This is a genomic window from Mucilaginibacter sp., from assembly GCF_039925265.1.
Classification (GTDB): Bacteria; Bacteroidota; Bacteroidia; order Sphingobacteriales; family Sphingobacteriaceae; genus Mucilaginibacter.
Window position 1 is genome coordinate 237,670 of record NZ_JBDSZG010000041.1, and the last position, 22,972, is coordinate 260,641.

The following is a 22,972-nucleotide window of genomic DNA, read 5'->3' on the forward strand; positions in this document are numbered from 1 at the left end:
CCTAAAAAGAAAGCACTTTTAAAAACGCTGATGTTCGCGGCAGCGTTGTTGACCGCTAATATATTATTCGCACAGGACGGCAATTCAGGCATTAACCAGGCAACCACACAGGTCAAAAGCTATTTCGATTCGGGATGCAGCCTAATGTATGCCATTGGCGCGGTAGTCGGCATTATTGGGGCCATTAAGGTGTTTAACAAATGGAATGCAGGTGAGCCGGATACCAATAAGGTAGCGGCGGCCTGGTTCGGTTCCTGTATCTTTTTGGTGATTGTTGCTACGGTATTGAAATCCTTTTTCGGCCTTTAATATGAACCGCCTCTCTGTCTTTGGGCAGAGAGGTTAAAAAAATTTAATCATGAGTTCCATTTATCAGATCAATAAAGGTATAAACCGCCCGATAGTTTTTAAGGGGCTAAAGGCACAGTACATCGCTTACCTCGCGATCGGATTAGTGTTACTGCTGATCGCATTCGCGGTATTGTACATTTTAGGCGCAAGTCTGCTCGTGATACTGCCGGTGATCGGGGGTTCAGGCGCGGCCTTATTCTTTTTTACCATCCGGTTAAGTCACCGCTTCGGGGAACATGGCCTCTCTAAATGGCTGGCTAAACGTAACCTGCCGGATTACCTTAAATTCAGATCAAGGCGGTTATTTATCAAACTTAAACACTAAAACTATGGTTGAAGCCGAAAAAATATTACCCTTATTCAAGGTAGAGCACCATTGCATCCTATCCATGCAGGGCGATATTACCATCGCCTACGAAGTGAACCTGCCGGAGATATTTACGCTCTCTGACCGGGATTACGAAGCCTATCACCAGGCATGGGTTAAGGCGATCAAGGTGCTGCCGCAGCAAAGCATATTTCATAAGCAGGATTGGTTTACCGAGGGCGTCTACAAGGCTGATTTTGAAAAGGCGGCGAACAGTTTTCTATCCAGGAGCAGCGAAAAGTTCTTTAACGAGCGGCCCTGTTTAGATCACCGCTGTTTGATCTTTCTAACGCAAAAACCGAAAGACCGTAAGCTATCGTCCTCTACTTACAGTAACATCCTGCGCAAATCAATGGTGCCACAGCAAACCATCAACCCGGTTCTGTACAAGGATTTTTTAGATAGCGCTGGCCAGTTTGAGCGGATATTAAAGGACAGCGGCTTTGTTTCGTTTCAGCGTTTGAATGATGATGAACTGGCTGGTACGGCTAATCATCCGGGGATCATTGAGCAGTATTGCTTTTTATCTGATCGCGCACAGCAATCTTTGCTTACAGATATTCATTTAAAGGATGAGATCAGGGTTGGCGATAAACATTGCGAATTATACACGCTGGCCGATGCAGAGGACCTGCCACCGCTTTGCGGGAGCCGTATCAGTTATGATAAATACAGCACTGACCGCACCAAGTTCAGTATTGGCTTTGCCAGCCCATTAGGCGGTTTGCTCAATTGTAACCATATCCTGAACCAATACATTTTTATCGAGGATGCGCAGAAAACGATCAAGCGTCTGGAGGCAAAGAAATTGCGTTTGCAATCTTTATCGGGCTACAGCCGGGAGAATGCGATCAGCCGGGATGCCTGTAATGACTTTTTGAATGAAGCCATTGGCGAACAAAGATTGCCGGTCAAAGCGCACTTTAATGTGCTGGCGTGGTCGGATGATGCGGCCAAAGTTAAGGACCTCAAAAACCTGGTGTCATCGGCAATGGCGCAAATGGATGCCACAGCCAAGCGGGAAACCGACGGCCAGGCACAGGTCTGGTACGCGGGTTTACCGGGCAACCAGGCCGATTTTCCGATGAATGATACCTTTGATACATTCGTGGAGCAGGCGACCTGTTTCTTTAACCTCGAAACGAATTACCGCAGCAGTATCAGCCCCTTCGGTTTACGTTTAGGCGACCGTTTATCCGGCAGGCCGGTCCATACGGATATTTCCGATGAACCGATCAAGCAGGGGTTTACGACCAACCGCAACAAATTCATCTTAGGCCCAAGCGGTAGCGGTAAGTCATTCTTTACCAATCACATGATCCGTTCCTATTACGAACAGGGCGCGCACGTGGTTTTGGTGGATGTCGGCCACAGTTATAAAGGGCTTTGTGACCTTGTGGACGGTTATTATTTCACGTATTCTGAAAGTGACCCGATCAGGTTCAACCCTTTCTTTCTCACCGATGGCGATGTGCTGGATACCGAGAAAAAAGAAAGTATCAAAACACTTTTGCTGGCTTTATGGAAAAAGGATGATGAGAACTTCAGGCGTTCGGAATATGTGGCTTTATCTAATGCCTTGACGCTGTATTTTGTTCATTTAGAAAAACAACCGGATATCTTCCCTTGCTTTAACACGTTCTATGAGTTCCTGATGTCGGAATACATGCAGGTTCTGGAAGATGGTAAGGTAAAAGAAAAGGACTTTGATATCGGTAACTTCCTGTATGTGCTGAACCCTTATTACAGGGGCGGTGAGTTTGATTACCTGTTGAACGCGCGGGATAATCTCGATCTGCTAAACCAGCCATTTATTGTCATAGAGCTGGACAATATCAAAGATCACCCAATCTTATTCCCGGTGGTTACGCTGATCCTGATGGAGATGTTCATTTCCAAAATGCGCAAGCTGAAAGGTGTACGTAAAGTGCTGCTGATCGAAGAATGCTGGAAAGCTATTGCGAAGGATGGCATGGCCGAGTATATCAAATACCTGTTCAAAACGGTTCGGAAGCATTTCGGTGAGGCTATTGTGGTGACGCAGGAGGTGGAAGATATTATCAGTTCGCCAATTGTTAAGCAGGCCATCATCAATAATTCAGACTGCAAGATCCTTTTAGACCAAAGTAAATACCAGAACAAGTTTGACGCGATACAGGAATTGCTGGGCCTGACCGAAAAGGAGAAAGCGCAGATACTTTCGATGAACAAGGCCAATGATCCGAAACGCAAATACAAAGAGGTGTTTATCTCTTTAGGTGGCCAGTACAGTAAAGTTTACCGCACCGAGGTAAGCCTGGAAGAATATCTGGCCTATACCACCGAAGAAAGCGAAAAGGTTAAGGTACAGGAATACGCCCGGAAATATGGCAGCATTCAAAAAGGCATCGCGGTACTCGCGCAGGAGATCAGCAGTAAAACGCAGCATCGAACATAAGGGGCCCAAAAAATCACAATGATCACCAAATAAACAAAAACTGAAAAAATCATGAAAACACAACTCATTTTATTGGCAATAGTTGCGACATTATGCGCAGCCTGCAACAGTAAACAAAATCAGATCCAATCGGCTATTTCGGGAACCTACATCTCTGCATCCAGTAGCGATGTATCGACTGCCGATGATACGTTAATGATCAGCCAGCTCATAGACAACTTGTTTATCATTAACCATATGACCGGTTACCGGACCATTCGAAATGGCATAACTTTTCCGAAACGTTTCAAAAAAGAAACCTTGAACGCCGTTTACGACAAGGGGCATAACGTGCTGAATGAAACCACCAACGGCCGGGTGATGGTGATCGACCCGGATAGGCGCACGCTTCAGGTGAACAAAGCAACCTATCACAAGATCAACTAACCACAGCATTCTTAAATTATTAATCATTTGTTTTTCGCCTTTTGGCGAGAGATCAGGAGGGTCTATGAAAAAAAAAATAGAAAACATTAAAACCTACATGGTTATCCTGCCGCTATCGGCAATGACCTTATTCGTGTCTTTACCACAGGGAGCGGATGCGCAGTTTATCATTGCTGATGTGATAAAGGCCGCCATTACCAAAGTGATCAAAGCGATTGACTTACAGGTGCAGCGGATGCAAAATCAAACGATCTGGCTGCAAAACGCGCAAAAAGCGCTGGAAAATCAGTTGCACAAACTGAAGCTTAACGAAATTTCCGATTGGTCGCAAAAGCAGAAAGACTTGTACAACGGCTATTATACCGAATTGAGCGAGGTTAAATCCGTGATAGCTTCCTACGAGCGTATCCGGGAAGTAACCGAAAAGCAGGCAAGTTTAGTTAGCCAGTATAATCATGCCTGGGGACTGCTGAAATCAGACAGGCACTTCACCGTAGATGAATTAAGCTACATGCAAAAAGTGTATTCCGGCATTTTACAGGAGAGTGTTAAAAATCTCGATGAGATCCTGTTAGTGGTCAGCTCATTTAAAACCCAGATGAGTGATGCCAAAAGGCTGGAACTTATCAATAAGTCAGCCGCAAAAGTAGATACCAATTGCAGCGACCTGAAACAGTTTAACAATCAAAATTACCTGTTAAGCCTGCAACGCGCCAAAAGTGAAAACGAAGTGCTCACCTTGAAAAAGTACTATGGAATTGAGTAAGGCAAAGGGTTTGATCCTGATGGTGCTGCTTTGTGTTACCGCTACGGTTTGCCGGGCACAAACGTTCGCTGAATGGTTCAACCAAAAGAAAACACAGATCAAATATTTAACGCAGCAAATCGTGGCGCTTAACGCTTATCGGGGCTATGTGGAGCAAGGTTATCAAATTTCTAAGAATGGTTTAGGCACCATTACGAACTGGACAAAAGGCGATTTTGATTTGCATTCCGGGTATTATAATTCCCTGAAAACAGTAAACCCGGCCTTGAAAGACAACGCTAAAACCAGTGCCATCGCCGGTTATGCGAATGCTATTCCGGCGCAATTTGACCAGGTGTTGGCTTTGGATGGCCTGAACGGAGATAACCGTCCATATGTAGCTACTGTCCGGAATGCGGTTTTAAAGGAGTGTAACCGGGACATTGACGAATTGGAATTGGTTATGACTTCCGGCAAAGCGGAAATGACAGATGATGAACGCTTTAAGCGGATCGACCAAGTTTATGGCCGCATGAAAGACAAATACGCGTTTACGCTTTCCTATTGCAATGGGGTAAAAAACCTGTTGCTCCAAAAAACACAGGATGAACAGAATATTCAAACATTAAGGAGGTTGTATGGAATTAATTAAAAAATTAAAACTAACCAGCATCGGGCTGCTCTGCCTGATGTTGGTTAGTTTGAGCTTCCTGCCGCAAAAAGCAAATGCGCAGGCCCAGGAAATAGAGCAATTGCTGTTGGATATTGAAAAGCTTACGCAATTCAAAGCGATCCTTTCGGATATGCAGCAGGGCTATTCTATTCTCACACAAGGGTACGGGCAGGTTAAAGATCTGACCCAGGGTAATTTCAACTTGCATTCTGTCTTTTTAAACGGGTTGCTACAGGTCAACCCGGAGATCGCCAAATATGGACGCGTCGCCGATATTATCGCGGATGAGGCCAGTATTCTTTCCGAGTACAAGAAAGCCAAAGCAAGGTTTAACGGTAGTGGGCGCTTTACCGCCGCGGAACTGGATTACCTGTCGCTGGTGTATGCGAAGCTGACAAATGCGGCACTGGAAAACATCGATGCGCTGGTGGATATCTTAACCGCATCACGTTTACGGATGTCGGATGATGAGCGGTTTTCAGCGATAGACCGTATCCACGCCGATACCAACGACCAGTTGAGTTTCCTGCGGGATTTCAATAAACGAACGACCATTCTGCAATTGCAGCGGCAAAAGGCGCAGGATGAAGTCAATAACCTTAAAACCCTTTACCCATGAAACGAAAGATCATTTACGGATTAGCAAGCGGGTTATTGCTTTTACTCAGTCCTTCATTAAGCCATGCCCAGGACATTACGACAAGCTTGCAGGGTATGCAGCCGGTATTGAATAATGTGTATAATGAAATGATACCGATGTGCAGCAAACTCATAGATGCCGCGCGGGGCATAGCGGGCTTCGCGGCTTTGTGGTACATCGCTTCGAGGGTATGGCGGCAAATTGCGCAGGCGGAGCCGCTCGACTTCTACCCGCTCTTGCGCCCGTTCGTATTGGGGATGGCGATTATGCTGTTCCCGATGGTCATATCGCTGATGAACGGCATTATGCAGCCTATCGTGGCGACGACCGGTAGCATGGTAACGGATAGCAATAACAGCATTGCACTATTGCTCAAACAAAAGGAGGACGCGGTCAAGCACAGCAGTTCTTACCAGATGTATGTGGGGGATGACGGTAACGGCGACCGGGATAAATGGTATAAGTACACCCACCCCGACGACCCGAACGATAACAACGAGGGTACGTTTTCAAGCTTAGGTAACGATGTGAAATTTTGGATGGATAAACAGTCCTATAACTTCCAGAACAACATCAAAAAGTGGATGAGTGAGGTGTTGCAGGTGTTATATGCCGCTGCTATCCTTTGCGTGAATACTATACGCACCTTTTACCTGATCGTACTAGCCATTTTAGGGCCGCTCGTGTTTGGATTTTCGGTTTTTGATGGTTTGCAGCATTCTTTAACGCAATGGATATCGCGCTACATCAATATCTTTTTGTGGCTGCCGATAGCTAACATTTTCGGCAGTATCATCGGGAAGGTACAGCAGGAAATGATAAAGCTGGATATCAGCCAGATCCAAAGCGCAGGCGATACCTTTTTTAGCTCCACCGATACGGCGTACCTCATATTTCTCTGTATTGGCATTGTAGGTTACTTCTCGGTTCCATCAGTAGCCAACTATGTGATACATGCGCATGGCGGCAATGGCTTACTGAATAAAGTAACAAGCGTAGCGACCTCCACGGTAAGCATGGCCGGAGCGGCTGGCGGTGCCGTTAGCGGCAGGGCAGCGCAGGGTGCGGGCAATCTGATGAGTTTGCCGGGTGACATTGCCGCCGGTTATTCAGGTTCTAAGACCGGGCAAGGCACCACCGGCGCAGTTGGCCAAGCGATGGGCAAAGGCGGCGCTTTCCTGCATGATAAAATATCGGGACATTAACCCTTAAAACCAAATTTATGTTCACACAATTCAAAAATTACGACACGGCCTTTAAGCACATGCGGCTGTTTAATATTATCCTGATCGTCGGGGTCATCTTTGGATGGTGCTATAATACTTACAAAACTGACCAGATGATAGACAAGGCTTCGAGCCGGGTGCATATCCTGTTTAACGGTAAGGTATTCGATGCCATCGCGGCTGACCGTAAGGGTTACTTACCTGTAGAGTTAAGGGATCATATCAAAACCTTTCACGAGGATTTCTTTAACCTTAGCCCTGACGATAAAGCGATACAGGCGAATGTAACTAAAGCTTTGTACCTGGCCGATGAATCGGCGAAGAAGCAGTACGATAACCTGAAAGAGGCCGGATATTATAACAACCTGATCTCTGCCAACATTGTGCAGCAGATACAAATAGACAGTACCCGGCTTGACCTGAACCAGGAACCCTATTCTTTTACCTGCTACGCGACAGAGAAACTAACCCGTTCCAGCAGTATAACGACCCGCAAATTGATCACCAGGGGACAGATCAGGACATTGAATACCGAAACGGATAATAATCCGCACGGCTTTTTGATCGAGCATTGGGAGATTTTGGAGAACGGCGACGAGGAAACTAAAAAAGCGATACCATGAGTTTATTTGAAAAAAGAAACAGGGAGGTTGTTGCCAGTGGCACAGCAACGCTTATCGGCAAAGTCGGCGGTAGCCTGAACACGCAGCAAATGAGATTTGCCGGATACCTGAATGACAAAACAGTTCAGTTATCGAATAAAAGCAAGATCATTTTTTTGGTGCTGGTTTGTATGTTATTCGGCGGCGCGAGCCTTTATTTTTTAATTAACGCATTTAATTAACCATAAACAACATTCAGCAAATGAAGAACGAAGAAAAAAACAAACGGATGTTCCTGTTATTGCTTCCCTTATTGATCCTGCCATTCCTGGCATTGGGGTTTTACGCTTTGGGTGGCGGTAAGGGAGTAACAGGCGACCATCAACAGGTAAGCAATGGTATCAACACCAGCTTACCGGGCGCACAGTTAAAAGACGGGAAATCGCCCGACAAAATGGCCTTATACGATAAGGCAGGGCGGGATTCCGCGTCGGCCCGTTCAGGTAACAGCAATAATGCTTTTGCCGCTTTAGGTTGGGACACCGCGAAAGCGGGTTTAAGTAAAGCGGCACCGGCTAATAATGCGCAGGTTAACGAGGTAAAGATCAATCAACGCCTCGCGGAAATTAACCGGCAGATCAGTCATCCAACTACTACGCCACAATTTGCGGACAGCTATTCTGGTAGCGGTAACCCTGATTTAGACCGCATGGAAAAATTACTGAAGCAAAAGCAACACGGTAATACCGAAGACCCGGAAATGAAGCAGCTAAGTACAATGCTGGACAAGATCATGCAGATACAAAATCCATCTTTGGCCAGCGACAAAAAGCAGATTAACCTGCCAAATGTAAAAGACACAGCCTTTAAGGCGATTCCCGCTTATATTGATGGCAACCAGAAAGTAGCGCCCGGTGGTGTGGTCAATTTGAGGCTGAAAGATACGATCCGGTTGAATGGCCTTTTAATACCAAAAGGACAGGCATTATCGGGTTTGTGTTCTGTTACCAACCAACGGCTCTTATTGGAAATTATCAATATCCGCTTAGGTACGGCGATCATCCCGGTTAGTTTAACCGTGTTTTCCTTAGATGGCCTGGTCGGGATCAATGCGCCGGAAGCGGAATTAAGCGAGGCCGCCGGAGGAGGCGCGAATAGCGCATTAGAGAATATGCAGTTTTTAAGCATGGATCAATCCCTAACAACGCAGGCGGCAACGGCGGGTATCACAGCAGCTAAAGGTCTATTAGGTAAAAAGGTTAAGAAGATCAGGATCAAGCTGAAGAATTACACGGTGCTATTACTGCGCAATAATAAGAAGTAAGGTCATGCGGTTGGAAACAAAATACGCGGAAACGATCATTGGCATCCTGGAAGATGCGCAGGACGTTGGCTTACCTCATGTTGTATTTGAACTGCGGCCGCAGGAGATGGAATTACAGCCACACCAGTTGACTTTGTTTGAAACTATCGGTGAGGCGCTTGACTACCTGGACGATGCGGCGGGAAACAATTACCTGCCGGGAGACGCAGACTACCCTATTTATTACCGGCACGCAGATCAGATGCTGGAAGACCTAAAACGATCAAATCCATTAACCATAAATAAGACAGATATGAATTTAAACAATTTAGAAGATCTCAAAGAGCAGATGAAAGCATTAGGCTTCAAGGATAAGCTTATTGCACAAATGGAAGAAAACATGAAAAAGGATGTGCCCGATTTTAAGCTGCATGACACTTTGCCCGCAACGAAGGGGCAGGTTGACTTGACACTTTCTTTCAAACAATCCGGCCAGTCCGATTTCTATTACTTTAACAAGTTTGAGGCGGCGCATAATATGGGCAAGCCGCTGGAGGAAGGGCAGAAATACTTGGTGATCTCTCCTAACCCCGACGAGCCCGGCAAGAACTATTCAAAAAAGTTTGAAAATGTCGGCGAAGCCATCGCTTTCTTTAAGGAGCAAAAGGGTACCAGCGAATTGGCCATTGGTAAAGATGCTGCGCATAAAACGATGGTTGCCACGATGGAAAAGGACAAAGTTAATTATGTGGACAAGGACTTCAACCGGACTTTTTATGCCAAGCCGGTTAACCAAATTTTTTGGATCGAACGTGGTAAGGGCTTTTCGGCGGAGCAGGCTTCTAATTTGGTACAGGGCCGCGCGGTTTATCGTGATGATATGATGAATTTAGGCGGTGAGCCTTACAAAGCCTGGGTAAAGCTTGACTTTGATAAAGGGAAAGAGCGTAATAATAACTTCAGTACCAACCAGTACCACGATCCCTCTTATGGTTTCCATTTGGAAACAGTGTTGGAGAAATACAAGATCAAGGAAATGGAAGACCCGGCTAAAGCCGTATTGCTTGACGCGGCTTTACGGAACGGTGGCCGCCCCCTGATCACCACGGAAAAAGATGGCCAGCCCATCAAATTGTATGTGGAAGCCGTACCGCGTTACAGCCAGTTGAATATGTATGCAGAAAACGGGAAGCCAGAGAAAAGGGAGCAGTTTTTAAAGGAGCCAGCGGTTGATAAATCCATAGCTCAAGGTAAAGGCAAGGAACCGGAGTTGGCCGAAAGCCAGGGAGTAAGGAGATAACAGAAAATAAATGCCTTTGTAGGTATCAGTCAGTCAGTTATTAATCATCATAAAATTATAATACAATGGAAAAATTCACAGCATTGAAAGAGTTAGTAGCTTCAGCAGAGAAAGAAGCAGCGGCATTTTACGAAAAAGGCAACAAAGCCGCAGGAACGCGTTTACGGAATGCTATGCAGCAATTGAAGGTGACCGCTTCGGATATTCGTAAGGAAGTTACTGAAAAGAAAAACGCTTAGTCAAAAGCCTGGCCGGAAACGGTCAGGCTTTTTTTTCTTCGGAATATCGATATTTTCCTTTGGGTATCGCCCAATGTAGCAGCATCGGCGCATACCCCGTAATGTCAACATGTCGGAGATCATTATCTAACCATTTTGACCTTCCAGATTTAAAATAATCCTCTCCGGTATCAGAGCATACGCTACTGGTAACTTGCATCGCAGGAACAATGTCTAAGCCCGATTCTTCAATCGCTTTTATTTCATCGCCCACAAAATCAATCGACCAGCCAAATACCCCGTTTGGATCTTCCTGGAATTCATATTTGGACGTAACAATAGATCTTTTTGCATACAAAACACCATCCATTTGTATAATTTCAGACATCAAGGGCCTATCTGGCTTGTATGGGAATTTTTCAAGATAACTCCTTTGCCTGATAAGCCAGGTTGAAAATTCATCGTTATTGTCTGGAAATGGCAGATAATCGTTTATCCATTCGTTTAAGTGATGGATATTTCCATAAGCTGAAACCTGGGTTATTTTTCCATTGGCAACGATTCCGAGCGTTACAGATATATTCATATCTACTTTTTGTCCAAGCATATGGCCAAACAAAAGCTTTAGCGCTTCCACAGTTTTATTGAAAAGTTCCCAAGAGTGTTCGCCGTGATGCATAATTAATGGTATGTTCCAATAATTATCCATGCTTTTGATTAGCAAAACATCGGACGGGATTTCGATGTCTTCGCCAAGTCGCATCAGCGCTTTTTTAAATTCAAGAAAGTAATAATCAATGCAACGGTAAGTCTTAGTGGTATCTTCCGCTATATCAAAAGAATGGATAAACCTGCCATGACTTAGGTCTGTCGGAATATTAAAATAAGAGATCAAAAGCCGTAAGCCATCTGTAGGCTCCATGTGGTAGGGAACCAGTTTTTCTTTAATGGTTAGTGGTTCGGATGGCTGAGCTTTTAAAGCCTCTATCTCTTTCTTCAAGCCGAAATATTCATAAATAATAGGATTACCTCTGAGAAAAAGTGTTACCAAAAGCTTCCATGTGCCTAACTGAAGTTGGCCGTTGATCTTAAATAGTTTGGTATAGGCTGACTGTTTGCCGTAAGATTTGAAATCTTTCTCCAGCCGTTCAATCATTTCATAAGTATCATAGGTGCGGATTGCGCCATCAAAATGTTCAAAGCCTCCGGATTCTTTATCATAAACGGTATGAATATACCGGCAGTTAAAATGATCTTTATTTGTCGGCGCCTCTTCATCCATCAATTCTTCCATTTGAAAGGAAAACTTTTGTTTCTTTTTATCCCATTCCCACAAAAACTCACTACGGCTAAACCCATAATAAGCTTTTTCAAACTTATCACAATCATGACGGGCTAATCCTTCTTTGATAGCTTCTATCTCATCGGTATATTTTGGCCCCCACTGATATTCAAGTTCTAAATATTCTTTAAACGAGGGTGCATACCCCAACTGGCTTGGTTCTATTCTCAGATAAAGATCTAAATTAGTCTCTCCTTTTAGCTTAATAAGTTCATCCAGAAAAATGGCATTAATTGTATTATGGACTGATTCCGAGCGCCTAAAATAATGATGCGCAAATACGGTCAGTTCAGATTTCTTATCTTTAAAAACACCTTGTCCTAAATAGTCGAAGTGTTCAAATAAGACCGAAAAAGGTACAAGTTCATCCCGGTACTCTTTATTAAATAGATATGGGTATAAATTTCTGGCTATATCTTCCTTGTTGGCCGTTGTGCAGCTGATATTTGTGATAGATACACCTTCAATTCCAACTTTCTTTAAGATAGCGGCGAATGGTTCAAGGTGTTCCTTGGACGAATTGAAATATTCATTTGAACGGAATATGTTGTGATTCTTTAAAACTAAGCTTTCCTCTTCCTTTGTTGTCGGAATGTTCTGATAAGCCAATAACCTTGTTAAATTGGGTTCAAGGTAAAGAGCAAAGGGCTTTCCCCAGCCTATAGGTTTATGCTGATCATGCCCAAAAAGCATAGGTATTCCTTCGGTCATCCGATCCTTTAACATCATTTCTAATGCAGTTATCATGATCCGGCAACCATAACGGTCCACTGAATCTGTGCTTAATATGATGAGGTTTGTTTTCATTTTATAATGAATTAGAGAAGGTACTACGCTATATTTACCTTTGGAGCTATAATATTTAAAAGTACCTAAAACAATCTGTACATTTGGATAAATGCTACATTTTTTAGTAAAATATCGTCAACTTTTTTTACTTTTAAAATTCTGCTTGATATAAACTCAAAAAGCATTTTTTAACTATCTATGAAAATAAACCTCGGCAATGCAGTCAAATTTTTCTTTCCGAATCCTTCACTGGAAATGGTTTATTATGAAGCGATTGCCAATGCTATTGATGCGGAAGCGACCGAGATTGATGTCCATATAAAAATTGAAGCTTTTGGTAAGCCCGAAACCTTTAGTGTAGAAATCACAGATAATGGAAGGGGTTTCAGAGATAGAAACTTTGAAAAGTTCTCCAACTTGCTTGAAATTGAAGAAAAAGACCATAAAGGTGTTGGCCGGCTCGTTTATATAAATTATTTCAAGAAGGTGGAGATAACAAGTGTTTTTGAGAATAAAAAACGAACATTTGAACTTACAGGAACATTCGACGGTGAAAATGAGGTTGTGGACGCTATAGGTCAACCCGATGCAACAAAACTCATTTTTAAACAATACAGTAAAGAAAAAATACGGTCTTACGATTATGTTAAACCGGCTGCTATAAAGAAATCAATCCTCACACACTTCTATCCGCTTTTTTATAGCTATAAAGTAGATAACAAAGATTTGAAAATCACCGTTAGTCTGACTACAAAGGAACCAAATACCCAATACGATTTTTATACTGATAAAAAGGAAATCATTGTAAGTCAGATACCTGATTTAGAGTTAACTACTTTTGATGCAGAAGGCTTGGATCTTTTTGAAAAATTCAATCTTTATTATTCTGTTCAAAAAAATGAAAACATGGAATCCTCAACCATCACGGCGTTATGCGTAGATGGCAGGACACTTCCAGTAGAGGTATTATCAAAAGGAGGTATTCCTAAAGGCCATGACATCATTTTTCTGCTTTATTCCAATTTATTCACCGGAAAAGTCAATGCATCCAGGCAGGAGTTAAATATGGATGAATCCGAGATACGTTCGATCAAAAAAATATTCGGCGAGAAGATTGCCGAAATTCTAAATGAGAAAATCCCGGCAATTCAGGAAGCAAATTCAAAAACTACATCTTCATTGGTAGAACGCTACCCGCATCTCAACGGATTTTTTGAAGAAAACTCTGTTGGCCTCATAGATCGGAATCAATCTTTAGAGTTAGCCCAAAAAAAGTTTTTTAATGCCCAAAAGGAAGTACTTGAAGCATCTGATATTACCGACGAGGTGTATCAAAAATCTTTAGAACTATCTTCAAGGGTATTAACTGAATATGTGTTATATCGAAACGTCATCATTGAAAAGTTAAAAAAGGTTGATAAAAATAATAGCGAAGCAGATATTCATAATCTGATTGTGCCTCAGCGATCAAAATTATCAAAGGATACTTTTCACAATGATTTATTTACCAATAACGCCTGGTTACTTGATGATAAATATATGTCCTATACCACGATATTGAGCGAAAAGGATATGGGCGAAGTACTTGATACTTTAACACTTGATAGCGAGGATAAGGAAAAGAATATTAAACGCCCCGATATTGCAATCATATTTTCGAATGATCCAACAGAGGGAAAAAAAGTTGACGTAGTTATCGTCGAGTTAAAAAAACTCGGTTTGGGACTGGCAAAAAAAGAGGAAGTTACCAGTCAGTTAAGGCAACGTGCCCGTAAATTATTACAACATTACCCGGATAAAATTCAACGTATTTGGTTTTATGGAATTGTTGATTTTGATGATGAGTTCAAGGTTTCGTTGTTAGAAGATAAATATATTGAATTATTTTCCTGTGGCACAGTCTTTTATAAAGAGCAGCCGATTATTATGGATCTCGAAACCAAAACTGAAATTCCGGTAGGTTTATATGTATTATCGTTTGATGCCTTCCTTAAAGATGCAGAAGTAAGGAATTCAACCTTTTTAAATTTATTAAAAGAAGAGTTAAAGGCCAATAGATGATAGCAAATAATCATAGGCCGATGAACTTATCAGTCTTTAGGTAGAAAGTATGATAAACCTGTTTCAAAACGGAGTGGTTCTGAAATTTTGTTACCAAAAGCTTCTGTGAAGTTACCTGAAGACTTGTAAATATCAAGTTCGGGGAAGTATTTTCTGGCGTGTGCGATGTTTGTAAATTCCTGAAATCCCCGGCCATCTTCTGTTTTTTTTCCGTCGATAACACCATTAACCATAACACGAAGTTCTTTCACCCATTCTGCTAATTCAATATACTCGCCTTCGTCATAGTCAATTTCAATATCAGCCGGAATATCCGCTGATTCGATTTCAAAATTTAACGGGATGGCATCCGCGAAGCTAAATTCCACATCAACTGAAAGGTCGAAAATGTGGTGCTGATAAAGATTGATATATTCTATACCAAGGTAGCGTTTATCTTCATTGTCGTAAGGCCCGTATTGTGTAACATCATAATTGAAAACGGCGTGGACATTTAGCGTGATATGATAAGTGGCTCCTTCGCGGTCAACCGATATAATATCTCTTTCTGCTATTTCCACAAATAAGATATGCACATCGGTGATATCAACCTCTTCTTCCATGGAAACACCATCGTATCCGCACCATTTTAACTTCTCTGCGATATATTGCTGGATAATTTCTTTGTTAGTGTCGACCAAGTTATCTGCGAAAGCTGTAATATCTTCTAATGATTTTTCATGCCTGATAATGGTGTTTAACAATTCCGACATATCTTCCAGATCAAAAAGCCGCTTTTCTGCTTTTATATCCGCTGTCTTTCTAACGGTTTGGCTGATATATGTTTTCCAGTCTGAATCGCCGGATATCACGTAAGTTTTCTGATTAGTAGAATTAACCCACTGATTTATAGTAGCCAACGCAAATGCATCCGGGAACTCACTTTTCCGGTTCTTTCCAGGCTGGCTATTAAACGGCGGTTCATTCAGACAATAGCTTTTAAATATTTCTTTAAGCTTGATCTGATCCGAAGAGATTATTTCAATCTTGCAGTCTGATTTGAATTGTTCAAATGTATCCCGTAAGTATTCGGTTGATTTCGCTTCGGGCGATTCCTTTAAAAAATTGGTGAATGCAGGAATGTATTTTAGTATTCTGGCGTCGCTGAGATTAATCTTCTCATAAGCAACACTTACCACATCTTTAATTTTTTTTTTGATTTCCTGTTCGGTTATATCAGTTAAATAAACTGTAATAAAGTCGTTTTGAGCTAACTCGATCAGAGAAAGCAATTCCTTACTTTTGAAATCAAATGATTTATTGACAAAGTATTGAGTGTCTATAAATAGGTTTCTGCAGACCAGTTCCATATTTGATAATTTATAAATGAGGTATCATTAATTCCGGAAAGATATCAAATATCAACTGGTTTTGCTCCCAGGACTGTTTTGAGCTGTCCGGCCCGCTGAAAAGTTCCATTTTGGGTTTCAGTTTTCTGCTTGTATCATCGGCTATCAATTCGTCATAGTGGCCGAAGCTTTTAATGGCAGAAATATACATGGAGCCATATTCCGGGTATTTTTCTAACATTTTGTGTGCCAGGCGTTTCATACTGTCATAGTTATAACCAATGATGGTGCGATGTTTTAAAGAAAGGATGCCATATAAAAACCTGTGAATAGATTTTAAATCAAAAGCTAAGTTCTTTAGACTTAATAGCGTGTATAATTTGGCGTAGGCCCAGCGTTCAATATTGGCACGTTCACTTTCTGTTTGATTAAAATAGTTGTGGTCATATATGCTTTGCAATGTGCTGCGATCTTCCTCAGTCATCTTATAACCTTTGCGGAAAAGGAAACTTAGGTATAATTTAAATTGGTCAGCATTTTCTATTTCCAGAAGTTCCTGAAACACTGTTTTATCACCCTCATTAAGCAACGCGGTATCAATTAAAATGCAATCTTCGCTGCATAGTAACTTTAAAAAACCTGGCTTTTTTCGCTCATAAAACAGCTTCTTAACCACAAAGGCATTTTCGCCGGTGAATTTTAGTCTTTTATCAAGGGCTTCAACAATAATGGGATCATTGACCAGGTCGAATGGCGATTCTTCTTCCTGATATTTAAGCCAATCTTTTTTATAGACCTGTTTTAAAAAGTAAGCGACATTATCAACGGAATTGTCAATTCGTAATTGCCGTTGTGCTTTACTGCGTTCTGCCTTGATTTGTTTAATTTCCAGTTCAAGCGCCGCCTTGGCTTTGTCCGCATCATAAAAATAAACTTCTGTGGTATCATTTTTAAAAACCAGGTCTTTTAGCTCAATAGTGGCTTTACTCCACTTGTTTAATATTTCTTCTCCATGTAAATAGTACTCACGGTAAAAGCAGGTCAGCATTAGTTTACCGTACTCTCTTGATTTCGCTTGGGAATCGGCATCAAAGACGTAGACATTCAGACGGTTATTATAAAATACATCCTTTTGCGTAAATTTCTGTTGATCAGAAATTAAGGAGAAGTTGGGGAAAACCCAGATCAGGAAGATACCTCTATTCTGATAGAATATTGTCCGGCCTACAATTACTGAAAGAAATGTGGTGGAAAGCTGAAGCTCAAAAGCTATTTTGCCCAATTTATGAAAGACCAAAACATCTGGCTTTCGCCATTTGTCAGAAATAGCCCGGTCTTTATAAACCTGATCGATCCTTACTACCGAAGTGTCTTTATCTTGTTGAGCATAATAAGCGATCAATCGTTTTAATTTATCATGCAGTATGCTTTCTTTTTCACCGTTATATTTTACACAACGTACTTGTTCTTCAGTTAACCGCACACCGGTTTTAATGATGCACCACCTGCTTTTATAGGTGTGCTGAAAGAAGAAATGTTTGGCCTGATCCTGATCTGAACGTCCTCGGATTGCGACAGGCTGCTTACAATAGATGCAAACCAATTCTACGGTATCATTTTGCAGGTCTTTTTCAATTTTGGTGCGTAGCTGAAATATTTCATCTTCCCTGAAATGCTGATCTATGAACAGGTCTGCCACCTCGATTTGCTCACCTGTGGTGAGGTTAAGAATAGTTCCTATCGTTCTTAGGTTGCTCATTTCAATGGCTTGATTCAACTTTTTAATGTTGGCTGGTTATCCGTATCAGGAAACAGAGTACAGCCGATAACTTTGTTTATTTATGGGCAGAACTATTCTGTACTTAGGATTAAAACCGGGTTTTAATTGATTTTGAGGAGAGAATGTTTTTGTTCTTGCTGTTATTCCGCTAATTTTTGAAGGTGCTACGAGAGGCTCCCAATGGTAGTCCCCAGTGATTTCCTTTTTAGCATAATAGGTTATGGGTATGTCAATATAATTAGCGAGTTCCTCTATGGTATCAAGTGCAGTTTCATCCCTCAAAATGCGTATCATTTCTGGCAAGGGGAAACCATGTAAGGGATGTATATCTTCAAATTTCGGGATTTTTACCCGCTGTTTACCTAATGCGTTTGCCCCAGGCTTAAAAAATTTAAGTTTAATCAATTCCGCGTTGCAGGCGGTTAATCCAAATTGGGCATGTTTGTATTTACCAGTGGCTTCGAGCCGGTCTAGTGTGTCATGATCAAAAGTGTAGTTGTAAAACAAATAGCTGGCTAAACCGCCCTTGTTTTTAGCGTACTCCAACAAAAGGTCTATTTGATATATATCGCCTACTTTATGGCTGATGTTAGGGTATTTGTTTTGTTTATTTAGGATTTTGGCCTGACAGGCCATTAATAAATATCCCCGGCGGGTTTCTATAAATATTTCCAGGTCATTGCCGTGCCGTTTTTCATCTTTGGCTTCGTAGATTTCAATGGCAGCATTTCCGTTTTTGTTCTTGTACCAAAAATCAAAAATAAGGTTTTCTGTAACAGTCGTTTCACTGATGCGTTGATTTCTTTCCCTTGCAAAGTGTATTCTATGCCACACACGGCTTGCATATTCGTATAGAAAAACAGATGTGTAATTATGGTCAGGTTGCATAGGATAAGCTAATATAGGTAAATGCGAATCGACCTGATATAAACGCGTTAAATATTATTAAAAAAATCATGTAATGTCTAAGCGATGCCAGTTAATCCAAATATATTATATTGCAACACCACAATAAACCCATATCATTATGAAAATAACAATACCAACCACCACAGGTGCCGCCCTGAAAAAGAAAATTTTTGATCATGTTAAAGATGAAACATTAAAGACCTGGGAAATAACTAAAGGAGAAAGCGGAACAGAATATCTTACTCATAGCCCTGAACAATGGGCTGATAGAGCGATTATGAAATTTAATGTCGAGAAAGATGTTTTGGAAATAATTGCATCCAAATGGAAAAGCAATGACGTAGATAAAGCTGCGAATGGTTATTACATCGGTCGCTTCACTGAAATCTTATTGGTTCATTTCAGCGATGACTTTGATACGTTTACCGTCAGTAAATAACTGTCTACTCTATGAACATATCGGTAGAATACAAAAATACTCATGGTGTAGTAACTAACCAAATTCACCACATGTCGCGATTGGCTTTCGCTAAGCATTTGGCTATAGCGGGACAGGGTTATGCCCCTGCTCCCCGCAAACTGCTTCGAAGTGTCGCTATGTTTCTTCATTATAGTTATTATACACGATCAGGGGCATTCAATAACGATCGGTTTTCTGAACCACCGATAGAGTTATCTGACCCGACAGAAAAAGGGCAATTCTCTAATCTTGCTGGTAGAGCCATTGCCGATTTTTTATCTAAACGTATAGACCACAGTATTTTTACTGTTAATTACGAAGCCGCTATGCGGTTAAAGCACATCCCGCTAAGTGTGGGCCGTAGGCAGGTGAGGCGGCCGGACTTGCTCGCTTTTACACCTAATGCGACATTTGCTATCGAAGCAAAGGGATTTTCCGGCAGCTCGGGAAATATGAACGATCACAAAGCACAATCACAAACTGGAGGGATACCAGTAAATTATACCATCGCATCTGTTTCTTACGATTTGTACCACAATGTAAAATGTAAGTATCATGATCCCTTTAACGATAACATTCCTTTCGATGTTGAGCTATTAAATGGTTTAACAAGAGATTACTATCGCGGACTATCATTATTTCTCAACGAGAAATTGTTTTATTTTAGGACGGTTGAATTTCAGGGCGAACAATTCTATGAGGTTGACTTATCAAACCGTAATTTTTCTCAATACTTTAAAGGAGATTTTCCATTTATTCCGTTTTGGCATCACGAAATATTCGATTACTACAGGCCAGCTTTAATCTTGCCGAGAGATATTTTTTCATATGCTCAAAACGGAATTTCTAACAACACCCGTCCCTTTGTATTTGATACTATAGATCAAACCACTAATATTTATATTGACAATGACAGAATTGGCTTGAGTTTTCGCCGGTAGGATAAGTTAAATAGCTTGGATTGAATAGCATGTTATAATTCAGTTTGTTCTATCCTGTCGCAAACACTGCATGTTCCATTTTCATGCTGGAACCAACTCAGTTCAAAACCCAACTCCCAAAGCTGGCTTTCCCGGCTGCACGTCTGTTTATGCCCCAAAAAAGGTTTGGGCGCGAAATGTGCACTGAGTGGAGATAGGCCAGCAGTTCCAGCCGCTTCCTCGTTCCTCGTCAGCCGCTTCACTGCGTTTTAAAAGACCGGACACTGCCGCCACCGCGCGATGCGCAGGGTCGCCCGCACCCGGACTTTTTGCGACCACTTTACATCTCCTTTTAGCTCCCTTCATAAAGTTCCCCCAGGCTTTTTGGTAGCAAATTTCTGAACAAGCCCTTTGACATCAAGACCAGGCCCTGCGGGTTTGCTGAAAAAAAATCTTCCTCGCTCGTACCTCGCGAGCGTATTTTTTTTCGCAAAGTCTTGCCTTACAAAGGGCTTGTGTTCAGGTGAGGTTGCTTATCAAAAAGCCAGGAGGCTCTGCCGACTGACTTTATAAATAATTAAGCAAGATGGACACAGCAACCGGGAGAAGCCCACCACTTAAGGAAATGGAAACTAAAAACCTTAACACGAAGAGTAAAAAAAAGAACGGTAAAAATTTAAAAATCAAAATCATGAAAACTACAGTAATTGAAAGCGGAAAAAACAACAGTGAAGTAAAAAACAACAATAACCCGGTAACTGCCGAGAACAAGAGCCCGCAGTTTGTGGCAGGTAATCCCGTTAATAAAGATTCGGCGAAGCCACAGCCTGAAACTGCCAAACCTGAAGCATCCAATGCCGAGGTTAAAACGGAAGCACCAAACGTGGAGGTAAAACCCGAAACCCCAAAAGCGGAGCAAGCCAAGCCGGCAGAGTTGAAAGAAGAACCCAAAAAGTTCGTGCTGAATTTAGAGGGTACTTTAAAATTCATTGAGGAAATGCACCGCAAGGCTAAACAACGTGGCAAGCTACAGGAGACCATTAAAAACTTAGATGATTTTGAAGTGGAATTACGGGATGAAGCAGATAGTGCCGATACCAATTATTATACGGGCTGTACGCTAACCCTTACAGACGACCGCAACAGGAAATTTGAAACGAAGAACCCTACTATTATCTGGACAGTAGCGCAGTTGGTAAACAATATGTGCGTGGATAAACTGGCTGAAATCGAAGCGGGTATAGTTATTCCGCAATAATTAAATGGAAACGCCCCTTGTAATGAAACTACAGGGGGCGTTGTTTAAGACATTTTCTAATCTTAAAATTTAACGCAATGTTAGAATTATTTATCGAACTAACCAACCAAATATTTTGGGATGGTTATGCACAACAGTTAGCAAGCGAGCAACCCGCACAATACCAGTACGAACTGGCAGAGTTTATTAATTCCTATAATCCATAAAGTTATGTACGATACTGTTTTTTTATTGGTTAAAGCAACCATACAAACCACGCACAAGAATGTGCATGAGGCTATTACAGAAATACAGCAAACAGCGACCTGTAATATTAGCGACACCAAAAAGGTGAAGATACACGAACTCAAATTTATGGACTACAAATTAAAATCTTAACATCATGGCACACGACATTAATTATAACGAACAGACACAGAAACATAGCTTTTTCAGCGTAAAGGAAAAAGCATGGCACAATTTGGGGCAGATCATAGAGCAGTACCCGACCAGCGCAGAAGCATTGGAACATGCGGGGCTAAATTTTGAGGTGATGAAACGCCCAAATATTCACCAACTGCCAAGCGGTGTAAACATCGTATCCGATAACAGTTACTTTACTTTCCGCACGGATAACGAGGCGGTTTTAGGTGATAAAATAGGGAGCGATTATGAGGTGGTGCAGAATACAGAAGCGTTCAGTTTCTTTGATAACATTGTAGATGGTAAAGGAGGGATTTTGTACGAAACTGCCGGGGCTTTGGGCAAAGGTGAAGTTATTTTTATTACGGCTAAGTTACCTGATTATATCCGTGTGGGGCGTAATGATTGTATTGAGAAGTATTTGTTTTTAACCTCATCTCATGACGGTACAGGCAGTATCAGTATTGCTTTTACGCCCGTAAGAGTAGTTTGTCGCAATACCTTAAACGCCGCTTTGCGCAACCAAACCAACTGCATTAAGATACGCCACACCACGAGCGCAAGTGATAAATTGAAAGAAGCCTACAAAATGCTGGGTATCAGTAACCAGTTATCGGTAGAACTGGAAGCCATTTATAACAGATGGTCAAGGGTACGCATAACTGACCCGCAATTAAAAAGACTGATACAATTGGCGATGGTGCCGAACAAGGAAGTTTTCGACAACCTGAAACACGGAAAAGAGCAGGAACTAAGCAGTCATTTTAATAACATGGTGAGCAGCATATTTGACTATGCGATGACCAGCCCGACCCAACAGGAGGAAACCACCAAAGGAACGGTTTTCGGGGCTTATAATGCCGTTACGGGTTATTTTCAGAATGTTCGCAATTTCAAGGATGATGAAGCCAAATTCAAATCTATTATGTATGGAACAGGCTTTAACAGGGCGCAAACTGCATTTAATTTATGTAATGACTTCGCCAAGAACGGGGCAAGCGGTTTGTTTTTTAATTAATTACCACGGGGGAGAAATCCCCTTTTATCACATTAATTCTAAAAGCATGAAAACGATAGAGCAGTTAACCAACATAGATAAAGCCAAGATCATATTCGATTTATTCAAAGAGGAAATTCCCGAGTTCTTGAAATATTTACAGAGTATGGCCGAAAAAATAGCCCATGACAAAGATGAATTAATTGCCAACTGGAGCAACCCGTTTTTAAGCTATCATCAATGGTTAAACCTTGCCGAGCAGGTAAGTGCGACAGTAAAACGGTATGGCAAGAATTTAGAGAAAAGCAGTAACCTGGATATTCCGCTCCATAGTATACCAGTGATTCCGCTACAAAAGGGACCAGTGATTCCGCTGCAAAAGGGGCCAGTCAAAAGATAAGAGGTTGCTAAAAGATCACCGGGAAAGGATGTTTTTTC

25 protein-coding genes are annotated in these 22,972 nt (G+C 41.8%); 21 read left to right on the forward strand and 4 right to left on the reverse strand.

Annotated elements, in window-relative coordinates; translation table 11 throughout:
- Positions 1-30: 30 nt before the first annotated feature.
- The 13 genes from ABIX36_RS19110 to ABIX36_RS19170 all read left to right on the forward strand — a co-directional run bounded on the left by ABIX36_RS19110 (position 31) and on the right by ABIX36_RS19170 (position 10,309).
- Positions 31-309, forward strand: coding sequence for a DUF4134 domain-containing protein (locus ABIX36_RS19110; protein ID WP_348083795.1), 279 nt, complete (start codon positions 31-33; stop codon positions 307-309).
- A 49-nt stretch (positions 310-358) separates the two neighbouring features.
- A complete protein-coding gene (locus tag ABIX36_RS19115; RefSeq protein WP_348083769.1) occupies positions 359-676 on the forward strand; it encodes a DUF4133 domain-containing protein in 318 nt (105 codons plus the stop codon).
- Between the two features lie 4 nt (positions 677-680).
- Positions 681-3,155: a TraG family conjugative transposon ATPase gene (locus tag ABIX36_RS19120; RefSeq protein ID WP_348083770.1), complete on the forward strand. Its 2,475-nt coding sequence runs from the start codon at positions 681-683 to the stop codon at positions 3,153-3,155.
- A 51-nt stretch (positions 3,156-3,206) separates the two neighbouring features.
- Entirely contained in the window at positions 3,207-3,581 is a 375-nt protein-coding gene (locus ABIX36_RS19125) for a hypothetical protein (RefSeq protein ID WP_348083771.1), read from the forward strand.
- 64 nt (positions 3,582-3,645) lie between these two features.
- Positions 3,646-4,347 carry a conjugal transfer protein TraI gene (locus ABIX36_RS19130; RefSeq protein WP_348083772.1) on the forward strand — a complete coding sequence of 234 codons (702 nt, stop codon included), beginning with the start codon at positions 3,646-3,648 and terminating at the stop codon, positions 4,345-4,347.
- Entirely contained in the window at positions 4,334-4,978 is a 645-nt protein-coding gene (locus ABIX36_RS19135) for a hypothetical protein (protein WP_348083773.1), read from the forward strand. The genes ABIX36_RS19130 and ABIX36_RS19135 overlap by 14 nt, the downstream gene beginning before the upstream one ends.
- The gene (locus ABIX36_RS19140) at positions 4,965-5,618 is read left to right on the forward strand and encodes a TerB family tellurite resistance protein (protein WP_348083774.1); all 654 of its coding nucleotides are present in this window, start codon (positions 4,965-4,967) and stop codon (positions 5,616-5,618) included. The genes ABIX36_RS19135 and ABIX36_RS19140 overlap by 14 nt, the downstream gene beginning before the upstream one ends.
- Positions 5,615-6,844 (forward strand): conjugative transposon protein TraJ, encoded by a 1,230-nt coding sequence (gene traJ / locus ABIX36_RS19145; RefSeq protein WP_348083775.1) that lies wholly within the window; start codon positions 5,615-5,617, stop codon positions 6,842-6,844. Before ABIX36_RS19140 ends, traJ begins: the two co-directional genes overlap by 4 nt.
- A gap of 17 nt (positions 6,845-6,861) precedes the next feature.
- Positions 6,862-7,488, forward strand: coding sequence for a conjugative transposon protein TraK (gene traK, locus ABIX36_RS19150; protein ID WP_348083776.1), 627 nt, complete (start codon positions 6,862-6,864; stop codon positions 7,486-7,488).
- Complete coding sequence (locus ABIX36_RS19155; protein WP_348083777.1) at positions 7,485-7,709, forward strand: hypothetical protein; 225 nt, start codon at positions 7,485-7,487, stop codon at positions 7,707-7,709. Before traK ends, ABIX36_RS19155 begins: the two co-directional genes overlap by 4 nt.
- 20 nt (positions 7,710-7,729) lie before the next feature.
- Positions 7,730-8,791 (forward strand): conjugative transposon protein TraM, encoded by a 1,062-nt coding sequence (gene traM, locus ABIX36_RS19160; protein ID WP_348083778.1) that lies wholly within the window; start codon positions 7,730-7,732, stop codon positions 8,789-8,791.
- Positions 8,792-8,795: 4 nt separating this feature from the next.
- The gene (locus ABIX36_RS19165; RefSeq protein ID WP_348083779.1) at positions 8,796-10,070 is read left to right on the forward strand and encodes a hypothetical protein; all 1,275 of its coding nucleotides are present in this window, start codon (positions 8,796-8,798) and stop codon (positions 10,068-10,070) included.
- A 65-nt stretch (positions 10,071-10,135) separates the two neighbouring features.
- A complete protein-coding gene (locus tag ABIX36_RS19170; protein ID WP_348083780.1) occupies positions 10,136-10,309 on the forward strand; it encodes a histone H1 in 174 nt (57 codons plus the stop codon).
- A gap of 22 nt (positions 10,310-10,331) precedes the next feature.
- On the opposite strand, the gene ABIX36_RS19175 is transcribed toward ABIX36_RS19170, so the two are convergent.
- Positions 10,332-12,437: a hypothetical protein gene (locus tag ABIX36_RS19175; RefSeq protein WP_348083781.1), complete on the reverse strand. Its 2,106-nt coding sequence runs from the start codon at positions 12,435-12,437 to the stop codon at positions 10,332-10,334.
- Between the two features lie 180 nt (positions 12,438-12,617).
- On the opposite strand from ABIX36_RS19175, the gene ABIX36_RS19180 reads away from it, so the two are divergent.
- The gene (locus tag ABIX36_RS19180) at positions 12,618-14,480 is read left to right on the forward strand and encodes an ATP-binding protein (RefSeq protein WP_348083782.1); all 1,863 of its coding nucleotides are present in this window, start codon (positions 12,618-12,620) and stop codon (positions 14,478-14,480) included.
- Positions 14,481-14,509: 29 nt separating this feature from the next.
- Here ABIX36_RS19180 and ABIX36_RS19185 read toward each other — a convergent pair whose 3' ends face one another.
- From ABIX36_RS19185 to ABIX36_RS19195, 3 genes are read right to left on the reverse strand one after another with little or no spacing between them, the layout of a single operon-like run.
- Positions 14,510-15,829: a PIN domain-containing protein gene (locus ABIX36_RS19185; protein ID WP_348083783.1), complete on the reverse strand. Its 1,320-nt coding sequence runs from the start codon at positions 15,827-15,829 to the stop codon at positions 14,510-14,512.
- A gap of 10 nt (positions 15,830-15,839) precedes the next feature.
- Positions 15,840-17,585 carry a DUF6035 family protein gene (locus ABIX36_RS19190; protein ID WP_348083784.1) on the reverse strand — a complete coding sequence of 582 codons (1,746 nt, stop codon included), beginning with the start codon at positions 17,583-17,585 and terminating at the stop codon, positions 15,840-15,842.
- 27 nt (positions 17,586-17,612) lie between these two features.
- Positions 17,613-18,476, reverse strand: coding sequence for a hypothetical protein (locus ABIX36_RS19195; protein WP_348083785.1), 864 nt, complete (start codon positions 18,474-18,476; stop codon positions 17,613-17,615).
- Positions 18,477-18,615: 139 nt separating this feature from the next.
- Here ABIX36_RS19195 and ABIX36_RS19200 point away from each other — a divergent pair, with 139 nt between their 5' ends.
- From ABIX36_RS19200 to ABIX36_RS19230, 7 genes are all read left to right on the forward strand, one after another.
- Positions 18,616-18,936, forward strand: a complete 321-nt coding sequence (locus tag ABIX36_RS19200; protein ID WP_348083786.1) for a hypothetical protein — start codon at positions 18,616-18,618, stop codon at positions 18,934-18,936.
- An 11-nt stretch (positions 18,937-18,947) separates the two neighbouring features.
- Positions 18,948-19,898 (forward strand): hypothetical protein, encoded by a 951-nt coding sequence (locus ABIX36_RS19205; RefSeq protein ID WP_348083787.1) that lies wholly within the window; start codon positions 18,948-18,950, stop codon positions 19,896-19,898.
- A 670-nt stretch (positions 19,899-20,568) separates the two neighbouring features.
- On the forward strand, positions 20,569-21,135 hold the full coding sequence (locus ABIX36_RS19210; protein WP_348083788.1) for a hypothetical protein: 567 nt from the start codon (positions 20,569-20,571) through the stop codon (positions 21,133-21,135).
- Positions 21,136-21,212: 77 nt separating this feature from the next.
- On the forward strand, positions 21,213-21,341 hold the full coding sequence (locus ABIX36_RS19215) for a hypothetical protein (RefSeq protein ID WP_348083789.1): 129 nt from the start codon (positions 21,213-21,215) through the stop codon (positions 21,339-21,341).
- 4 nt (positions 21,342-21,345) lie between these two features.
- A complete protein-coding gene (locus ABIX36_RS19220; protein ID WP_348083790.1) occupies positions 21,346-21,513 on the forward strand; it encodes a hypothetical protein in 168 nt (55 codons plus the stop codon).
- 4 nt (positions 21,514-21,517) lie between these two features.
- Positions 21,518-22,555, forward strand: coding sequence for a DUF932 domain-containing protein (locus ABIX36_RS19225; protein WP_348083791.1), 1,038 nt, complete (start codon positions 21,518-21,520; stop codon positions 22,553-22,555).
- A 46-nt stretch (positions 22,556-22,601) separates the two neighbouring features.
- Entirely contained in the window at positions 22,602-22,934 is a 333-nt protein-coding gene (locus ABIX36_RS19230; protein ID WP_348083792.1) for a hypothetical protein, read from the forward strand.
- Positions 22,935-22,972 lie beyond the last annotated feature (38 nt).

Coding starts and splice junctions, on each gene's coding strand:
- ABIX36_RS19110 (WP_348083795.1), top strand. CDS start 31: ATGTTCGCGGCAGCGTTGTTGACCGCTAATATATTATTCGCACAGGAC.
- ABIX36_RS19115 (WP_348083769.1), top strand. CDS start 359: ATGAGTTCCATTTATCAGATCAATAAAGGTATAAACCGCCCGATAGTT.
- ABIX36_RS19120 (WP_348083770.1), top strand. CDS start 681: ATGGTTGAAGCCGAAAAAATATTACCCTTATTCAAGGTAGAGCACCAT.
- ABIX36_RS19125 (WP_348083771.1), top strand. CDS start 3,207: ATGAAAACACAACTCATTTTATTGGCAATAGTTGCGACATTATGCGCA.
- ABIX36_RS19130 (WP_348083772.1), top strand. CDS start 3,646: ATGAAAAAAAAAATAGAAAACATTAAAACCTACATGGTTATCCTGCCG.
- ABIX36_RS19135 (WP_348083773.1), top strand. CDS start 4,334: ATGGAATTGAGTAAGGCAAAGGGTTTGATCCTGATGGTGCTGCTTTGT.
- ABIX36_RS19140 (WP_348083774.1), top strand. CDS start 4,965: ATGGAATTAATTAAAAAATTAAAACTAACCAGCATCGGGCTGCTCTGC.
- traJ (WP_348083775.1), top strand. CDS start 5,615: ATGAAACGAAAGATCATTTACGGATTAGCAAGCGGGTTATTGCTTTTA.
- traK (WP_348083776.1), top strand. CDS start 6,862: ATGTTCACACAATTCAAAAATTACGACACGGCCTTTAAGCACATGCGG.
- ABIX36_RS19155 (WP_348083777.1), top strand. CDS start 7,485: ATGAGTTTATTTGAAAAAAGAAACAGGGAGGTTGTTGCCAGTGGCACA.
- traM (WP_348083778.1), top strand. CDS start 7,730: ATGAAGAACGAAGAAAAAAACAAACGGATGTTCCTGTTATTGCTTCCC.
- ABIX36_RS19165 (WP_348083779.1), top strand. CDS start 8,796: ATGCGGTTGGAAACAAAATACGCGGAAACGATCATTGGCATCCTGGAA.
- ABIX36_RS19170 (WP_348083780.1), top strand. CDS start 10,136: ATGGAAAAATTCACAGCATTGAAAGAGTTAGTAGCTTCAGCAGAGAAA.
- ABIX36_RS19175 (WP_348083781.1), bottom strand. CDS start 12,437: ATGAAAACAAACCTCATCATATTAAGCACAGATTCAGTGGACCGTTAT.
- ABIX36_RS19180 (WP_348083782.1), top strand. CDS start 12,618: ATGAAAATAAACCTCGGCAATGCAGTCAAATTTTTCTTTCCGAATCCT.
- ABIX36_RS19185 (WP_348083783.1), bottom strand. CDS start 15,829: ATGGAACTGGTCTGCAGAAACCTATTTATAGACACTCAATACTTTGTC.
- ABIX36_RS19195 (WP_348083785.1), bottom strand. CDS start 18,476: ATGCAACCTGACCATAATTACACATCTGTTTTTCTATACGAATATGCA.
- ABIX36_RS19200 (WP_348083786.1), top strand. CDS start 18,616: ATGAAAATAACAATACCAACCACCACAGGTGCCGCCCTGAAAAAGAAA.
- ABIX36_RS19205 (WP_348083787.1), top strand. CDS start 18,948: ATGAACATATCGGTAGAATACAAAAATACTCATGGTGTAGTAACTAAC.
- ABIX36_RS19210 (WP_348083788.1), top strand. CDS start 20,569: ATGAAAACTACAGTAATTGAAAGCGGAAAAAACAACAGTGAAGTAAAA.
- ABIX36_RS19215 (WP_348083789.1), top strand. CDS start 21,213: ATGTTAGAATTATTTATCGAACTAACCAACCAAATATTTTGGGATGGT.
- ABIX36_RS19220 (WP_348083790.1), top strand. CDS start 21,346: ATGTACGATACTGTTTTTTTATTGGTTAAAGCAACCATACAAACCACG.
- ABIX36_RS19225 (WP_348083791.1), top strand. CDS start 21,518: ATGGCACACGACATTAATTATAACGAACAGACACAGAAACATAGCTTT.
- ABIX36_RS19230 (WP_348083792.1), top strand. CDS start 22,602: ATGAAAACGATAGAGCAGTTAACCAACATAGATAAAGCCAAGATCATA.